Genomic DNA, 6,218 nt, shown 5'->3' on the forward strand with positions numbered 1-6,218 from the left:
GCGCCTTTTTTATGGAGCCTACCTGATGAAAGTACTGAATATCGCCGCCGGGATCATTCGCAATCCGCAGGGCGAAATCTTTATTACCCAACGTGCCGCCGATGCGCACATGGCCAATAAGAAAGAGTTTCCCGGCGGCAAGATTGAGGCTGGCGAAACCCCGGAGCAGGCGCTGGCGCGCGAGCTGGACGAGGAGGTAGGTATCACCGTCACCTCCGCGCAGCTGTTTGAGAAGCTGGATTACCAGTATCCAGAGCTGCACATCACCCTGTGGTTCTACCTGGTCGAAAGCTGGGAAGGGGAGCCGTGGGGCAAAGAGGGGCAGCCGGGAGAGTGGCTAACGCCGCAGGCGCTGAACGCGGACGATTTTCCACCCGCGAACCAACCGATTGTCGCCCGCTTACGCGGCGAGTAGGTTTTAGCTTGGTTTGTAGGCCCGGTAAGCGTAGCGCCACCGGGCAATTAACGGCTTAAGGCTGTTTATCCTCGCTCCAGCCATCGCTGTCGGAGAGATCGCCCTCGCTGGGGATGCGCTTCTCTTCTGCGGCCCATTCGCCTAAATCAATAAGCTGGCAACGCTTAGAACAGAACGGGCGAAACGGGCTGCTCTCGTTCCAGATCACTTTCCGGCCGCAGGTTGGGCAGTTTACAACGGTTTCTTCAGACATCATCGCTCCTTAACAGCAGGCCAGGCCAAAATCGAGACGCTCGGGCACGTGGCCGTTTTCGCTGTCCAGCGGCATAAAGCGGATGGCAAAGCGGCTCTTGTGCCCGGAGATTTGCGGATAGAGCTGGTCGGCAAGCGTTAGCTCCAGACGCAGCAGATCGGCATCGTCACCGTTATCCTGGTAAAAGCCGTTCAGGCTGGTCTGCTTGCGGAACGGCGCAGAGTTGCGGATCAGGTCGAGGATCAGCGTCAGGGTCTGGGTCAGCGGCTGGAGGCTCTCCAGCCAGACGGCAACCTGCTCATCCCGCTGGGACTGGGGGGCATAGAGCCACAGGTGCAGCGTTGGCAGATCGAAGCTGCAGCAGCCGCCGGGAATAGAGAGGCGCTGGCGTACCAGGCCAATCAGCCGCTCTTCACGCAGCAGCTGACCCACGCGCGGGGCGGCCATCAGCGTGCTGCTGCTCTGCTTCAGCTGGTCGCGCACCGCATCAATACGGCTCTGGTCGACGCCAGGCACTTCTACCCACGCTTTCAGCTTACGCTGCTGGCGCTCAAGCTCTTTCAGCAGTTCGGTGCGGATATCGCCGCGTTCGAACACGTCAAGCAGATCTCCGGCGTTACGAAAAAAGTGTAAAGCGTCAGCGTGATCGTTGACAGGGAGTCGGGCCTTGAGCTGCTGGAGCAAAAATTCAATGCGCAGCCAGGTGCGCATCTTTTCATTGAGCGGGTGTTCAAAAAGGACGTGGGTCTGCATTACGGTTTTTCCTGTGATACGACCTGGGAAGCGTAGCGTAGGTACGCCTCATGCAGGCGGGCAACATCCGATGCAACGGCATCTGGTGCGCCATTATTGTCAATAACGTCATCCGCGACGGCAAGGCGGGCTTCTCGCGTGGCCTGAGCGGCAAGAATATGCTCGGCGTGCTCACGCGTAACGCCATCGCGCGCCATCGTGCGGGAAATTTGTGTCTCCGGGGAGACGTCAACCACCAGAACCCGATCGGCTTTGGTGTGTAGCTGGTTCTCCACCAGCAGCGGTACCACCCACAGCACGTAGGGCGATGTCGCCCCAGCAATCTGCCGCTGGGTCTCCTCATGGATCAGGGGGTGGAGTAGAGCGTTAAGCCAGCGTTTGTCGTCGGGTGAGGCGAAAATGCGTTCACGCAGCAGGCGGCGGTTGAGCGTGCCGTCCGGCTGGATCGTCTCTGGCCCAAAATGGGCCGCGATTGCGCGTAGGGCAGGAGTGCCAGGCTCTACTACCTGGCGGGCGATGACATCAGCATCAACGACGCTAACTCCGTTTTTCAGGAATTCGTTGGCAATCGTACTTTTCCCGCTGCCTATTCCCCCGGTTAAGGCGACCGTATACCCCATAACGCAAAATCCCAGACTGCTCTGCCAGCTCACGAGCTCTTGATTTATTTATTTCACAAATCAAAAGGTTATAATTTGTACGGAAAACGAAACGTTCAATAATCCGGACCCCGCCCATTCGGCAGGTAAATTTATAGGATTGTAGCGTAAAAAAAGAGAATTTCGCAGTCTTGCGGACTCCTATTTAGTGCGTATGATAGCGTCACTGGAGTTGTGTGTTAGCTCGTATGCGTTAGTCGCCATTAACCCCAGGAATCCGTTCATGCGTATTGAAGAAGATCTGAAATTAGGCTTTAAAGACGTTCTTATCCGCCCTAAGCGCTCTACCCTCAAAAGTCGTTCTGATGTCCAGCTAGAACGCGAATATACCTTTAAGCACTCTGGCATGACCTGGTCTGGCGTTCCTGTAATGGCAGCGAACATGGATACCGTAGGCACCTTCGCGATGGCGAAAGCGCTGGCGGCGTTCGACATCCTGACCGCCGTGCACAAACACTACTCCGTTGAAGAGTGGAAAGCCTTTGTTGACGCAGAGTCTGCTGACGTGCTGAAACACGTGATGGTATCAACCGGTACCTCCGACGCTGACTTTGAAAAGACCAAACAGATCCTCGACGCCAGCCCGGCGCTGGGCTTTATCTGTATTGACGTTGCTAACGGTTACTCCGAGCACTTCGTGCAGTTCGTGACTAAAGCGCGTGCGGCGTGGCCGACGAAAACCATCTGTGCCGGTAACGTCGTAACGGGCGAAATGTGTGAAGAGCTGATCCTCGCCGGGGCTGATATCGTCAAGGTCGGCATCGGCCCAGGCTCTGTCTGCACCACCCGCGTGAAAACTGGCGTCGGCTATCCGCAGCTCTCTGCGGTGATCGAGTGTGCCGATGCGGCCCACGGTCTTGGCGGCCAGATCGTCAGCGACGGCGGCTGTACCGTACCGGGCGACGTGGCAAAAGCCTTTGGCGGCGGCGCGGACTTCGTGATGCTGGGCGGCATGCTGGCCGGTCATGAAGAGAGCGGCGGCACCGTCGTTGACGAGAACGGCGAAAAATTCATGCTCTTCTACGGCATGAGCTCTGAGTCAGCGATGAACCGTCACGTTGGCGGCGTTGCGGGCTACCGCGCGGCGGAAGGGAAAACCGTTAAGCTGGCCCTGCGTGGCCCGGTTGAGAATACCGCCCGTGATATCCTTGGCGGCCTGCGTTCAGCCTGCACCTATGTCGGGGCTTCCCGCCTGAAAGAGCTGACCAAGCGCACCACCTTTATTCGCGTCGCCGAGCAGGAAAACCGCGTTTTCAATAGCCTCTGATGCCTGTGCTGGCGCGGTTCGCTGCGCCAGCTTCTCTCCTGTTTTTACCCCATTCCGCTCATTGCATCCCCCAGATGAAAAATCGGCAAATACATGGCAACGATCAGCGTTCCGATGATAACTCCGGTCACCACCAGCATCAGCGGCTCCAGCAGCGTGGCCAGGCTATCCGCCTGCTGCTGCGTCAGTTCGCTATGGTGACGGGCAAGGTTGTCGAGCATGGTATCGAGCGCTCCTGAAACCTCACCGGTCTGCACCAGCTGAATGCACAGGGCGCTAAATTGCCCACTGTTTTTTAGCGCCGTCCAGATGGGCGTTCCCTGCGCGATCTCTTGATGGATATGATGGATCGCTTCACGCCAGTGGGGACAGGTTAAGGTTGCCTCGACGCTCTCCAGTCCCTGTAAGAAGGCAATACCCGCCCGCTGAGTGAGGGCCAGCACGGTAAATATCTGGCTGAGCTTCTGGCCTCGCACCAGCCCACCGACGACCGGGATGCCCAGTAACAGCCGCTGCCGATAGCGCAGCCACGGCGGGTGGTTGCGCAGGACAAATCCGCTGGCGGCAAGAAGCAGGGTGGCCGCCAGCATCCGGGGTCCAGCGCGGGTAATCAGCCCCGAGAGCCCCATGACGCTACGGGTGAGTGCGGGCAGCGGCGTATTAAAGGTCTGGTAGATGGCGGCGAATTCAGGCAGCACCAGCAGGATCATCGCTAGCGTTACCGCTACGGCCAGGGACAGAACGATCAGCGGGTAGCGCAGCGCCTTTTTTACCTTACCGGTCAGCGTTAGCTGGGTTTTCTGCTGGGCAGCGAGCTGGAAGCAGCACTCATCCAGCGCGCCGGTCAGCTCCCCGGTGTGGATCATGGCGATATAGATCGGCGGAAAGGCGTCCGGCCAGCGGCGCATGGCCGCTGAGAGCGCGGTACCCTGGGCGAGATCCTCCGCCAGGCTTTGCAGCAGCGCCTGCCACTGGCGTACCGGGTGCTGGCGGGAGAGCATCAGCAATGCATCGGGGAGGGTCAGGCCCGCCTTGAGCAGCGTTGCCAGCTGGTGCACGACCTCGCAGCGGTGCGTCCCGCGCCAGGCTGCCGTTCGAACCGCGCTGCGCCGGAGGGCCAGAATAAAGATCTGCTCAGCCTGCAGCGCGTCGGCGACGGCCAGACGATCTGCCGCCCAGCGAGCCCCCTCACAGCGCTGGCCTGATTCATCAAGGCCCCGCCAGTGCCAGAGCTGTTTAGCCTGCATGGGGCATCCCCAGTACCCGCAGCAGCTCCTCCAGGGTCGTTAACCCCCGCTCGATGGCAAGGCAGCCGTGTTCAAACAGGGTGAGCATACCCTCCTCGCGCGCCTGCTGCTCAATGCGCTCAGCAGGCTCGCCGCTGGCGATGGCCTGGCGCAGGGTGCGGTTGACGCTCAGCACCTCAAAGAGGGCCACTCTACCGCAGAAGCCGTGATAGCACGCTTCACAGCCGATGGCCTGCCAGTGGGGCAGGGGGCGGGACCACAGGCCTGGCGGCAGGGTAACATCCTCCGAATGTTGGCGACGACAGTGCGGGCAGAGCTTACGCACCAGCCGCTGCGCCACCACCAGCGAGAGCGCAGAGGCGATCATCCAGCGTGCGACGCCCATCTGGGCGATCCTCACCAGCGCTTCGCTGGTTGAGCTGGTGTGCAGGGTAGAGAGCACCAGATGACCGGTCTGGGAAGCTTTAATAGCAATCTCCGCCGTTTCGCCATCGCGGATCTCGCCCACCATGATGATGTCCGGATCCTGGCGCAGCAGCGCCCGCAGTACGCTGTGGAAGTGCAGCCCCGCCCGGGAGTTGATCTGCGTCTGGTTTAGCCCCGCCAGCGGGATCTCTACCGGATCCTCCACGCTGCAAATGTTGACCTCGGGCAGGTTGCGCACCGCCAGCGCGCTGTAGAGCGTCACAGTTTTGCCGCTGCCCGTGGGCCCGGTGACCAGCATCAGCCCCTGCGGTCTGGCAAGCGCCGTTTGAAACTGAGCCAGCTGCGGCGGCTCCATGCCCAGCGCAGCGAGATCCAGCGGCTGGTTCTCCTGATGCAGCAGGCGCAGGACGATCTTCTCCCCGTGGCGACAGGGCAGCGTGGCGATACGAAACGAGATCGCTCTGCCGGAGAGCGTAACCGTAAACTGTCCGTCCTGCGGCAGACGCCGCTCGGCGATGTCCAGGCTGCCCAGCACCTTCAGGCGTGCCGTCAATGTCTTTGCGCTCTCCCGAGCCAGAGAGGGAAGGGCATGAAGCACGCCGTCAATGCGTAGCCGAATGCGGTAGTGATCCTCCCCCGGTTCAAAATGGATGTCGGACGCCCGCTGCACCAGCGCCTGCTGGAGCGTCTGGTTAAGCAGCTCAACCACGGAGGTGCTGCCCTCGCTGACGGCAGGCAAATGACTCTGTGCAGCGAACGATGCGGGTATATCCATATTCCCTCCTTACTGATAGTCAAAGCGGAAAACGTCTTCACATGCCTGCTGGAACGCCGTGTCGTTTTGCACGTCGCAGGTACGCTGCCAGCCGCTTACGCCGCTGCTGCTGCTCCACTGCGGCACCAGCGTCACGCTCAGCCCGGTGAGGCTCTCTTGTCCGGTCAGCGTGACAGTGCCGTTCTCGACGCCCATCTCGGAAACGTAGCGCGTGGTGGTAGGAGAGGGGATACCGTTGCTGCCGCCGTCGCAGCTCTCCGTACCGCCGCGATCGAGAGCGCACAGCTCGATGGCGGTGCGGTAGGGGATAAAGGTTTGCAGCATGTCGGTGAGGGCCGCTTTGCGCAGGTAGTTTTGGTAAGCGGGAATGCCGATGGCGCTGAGGATGGCAATAATGCCGATCACCACCATCAGCTCGATTAA

Annotated in this window: 7 protein-coding genes and 1 pseudogene; 2 read left to right on the plus strand and 6 right to left on the minus strand. The window is 60.2% G+C overall.

Going from position 1 to position 6,218, the window contains the following annotated elements; genetic code table 11:
- The first annotated feature begins 25 nt into the window (after positions 1 to 25).
- Positions 26 to 415 carry an 8-oxo-dGTP diphosphatase MutT gene (mutT, locus tag FN633_RS12510; protein ID WP_154057924.1) on the plus strand — a complete coding sequence of 130 codons (390 nt, stop codon included), beginning with the start codon at positions 26 to 28 and terminating at the stop codon, positions 413 to 415.
- Positions 416 to 470: 55 nt separating this feature from the next.
- Here mutT and yacG read toward each other — a convergent pair whose 3' ends face one another.
- The 3 genes from yacG to coaE are packed head-to-tail and all read right to left on the minus strand — an operon-like array spanning position 471 to position 2,041.
- Complete coding sequence (gene yacG / locus FN633_RS12515; protein WP_154057925.1) at positions 471 to 668, minus strand: DNA gyrase inhibitor YacG; 198 nt, start codon at positions 666 to 668, stop codon at positions 471 to 473.
- Positions 669 to 677: 9 nt separating this feature from the next.
- Positions 678 to 1,421 carry a cell division protein ZapD gene (zapD, locus tag FN633_RS12520; protein WP_042390472.1) on the minus strand — a complete coding sequence of 248 codons (744 nt, stop codon included), beginning with the start codon at positions 1,419 to 1,421 and terminating at the stop codon, positions 678 to 680.
- A complete protein-coding gene (gene coaE / locus FN633_RS12525; RefSeq protein WP_154057926.1) occupies positions 1,421 to 2,041 on the minus strand; it encodes a dephospho-CoA kinase in 621 nt (206 codons plus the stop codon). Before coaE ends, zapD begins: the two co-directional genes overlap by 1 nt.
- A gap of 262 nt (positions 2,042 to 2,303) precedes the next feature.
- On the opposite strand from coaE, the gene FN633_RS12530 reads away from it, so the two are divergent.
- A complete protein-coding gene (locus tag FN633_RS12530; protein WP_042390476.1) occupies positions 2,304 to 3,347 on the plus strand; it encodes a GMP reductase in 1,044 nt (347 codons plus the stop codon).
- 44 nt (positions 3,348 to 3,391) lie between these two features.
- On the opposite strand, the gene hofC is transcribed toward FN633_RS12530, so the two are convergent.
- The 3 genes and pseudogenes from hofC to ppdD form a co-directional block, all read right to left on the minus strand.
- Positions 3,392 to 4,594 (minus strand): protein transport protein HofC, encoded by a 1,203-nt coding sequence (gene hofC, locus FN633_RS12535; protein WP_154057927.1) that lies wholly within the window; start codon positions 4,592 to 4,594, stop codon positions 3,392 to 3,394.
- A pseudogene (gspE, locus tag FN633_RS12540) lies at positions 4,584 to 5,747 on the minus strand (type II secretion system protein GspE); the annotation flags it as partial. The pseudogene gspE and the gene hofC, both read right to left, overlap by 11 nt.
- Before the next feature lie 57 nt (positions 5,748 to 5,804).
- On the minus strand, positions 5,805 to 6,218 hold a 414-nt coding region (gene ppdD / locus FN633_RS12545; protein ID WP_154058931.1), incomplete at its 5' end, for a prepilin peptidase-dependent pilin.

The organism is Pseudescherichia vulneris, assembly GCF_902164725.1.
Classification (GTDB): Bacteria; Pseudomonadota; Gammaproteobacteria; order Enterobacterales; family Enterobacteriaceae; genus Pseudescherichia; species Pseudescherichia vulneris.

Coding starts and splice junctions, on each gene's coding strand:
- mutT (WP_154057924.1), top strand. CDS start 26: ATGAAAGTACTGAATATCGCCGCCGGGATCATTCGCAATCCGCAGGGC.
- yacG (WP_154057925.1), bottom strand. CDS start 668: ATGTCTGAAGAAACCGTTGTAAACTGCCCAACCTGCGGCCGGAAAGTG.
- zapD (WP_042390472.1), bottom strand. CDS start 1,421: ATGCAGACCCACGTCCTTTTTGAACACCCGCTCAATGAAAAGATGCGC.
- coaE (WP_154057926.1), bottom strand. CDS start 2,041: ATGGGGTATACGGTCGCCTTAACCGGGGGAATAGGCAGCGGGAAAAGT.
- FN633_RS12530 (WP_042390476.1), top strand. CDS start 2,304: ATGCGTATTGAAGAAGATCTGAAATTAGGCTTTAAAGACGTTCTTATC.
- hofC (WP_154057927.1), bottom strand. CDS start 4,594: ATGCAGGCTAAACAGCTCTGGCACTGGCGGGGCCTTGATGAATCAGGC.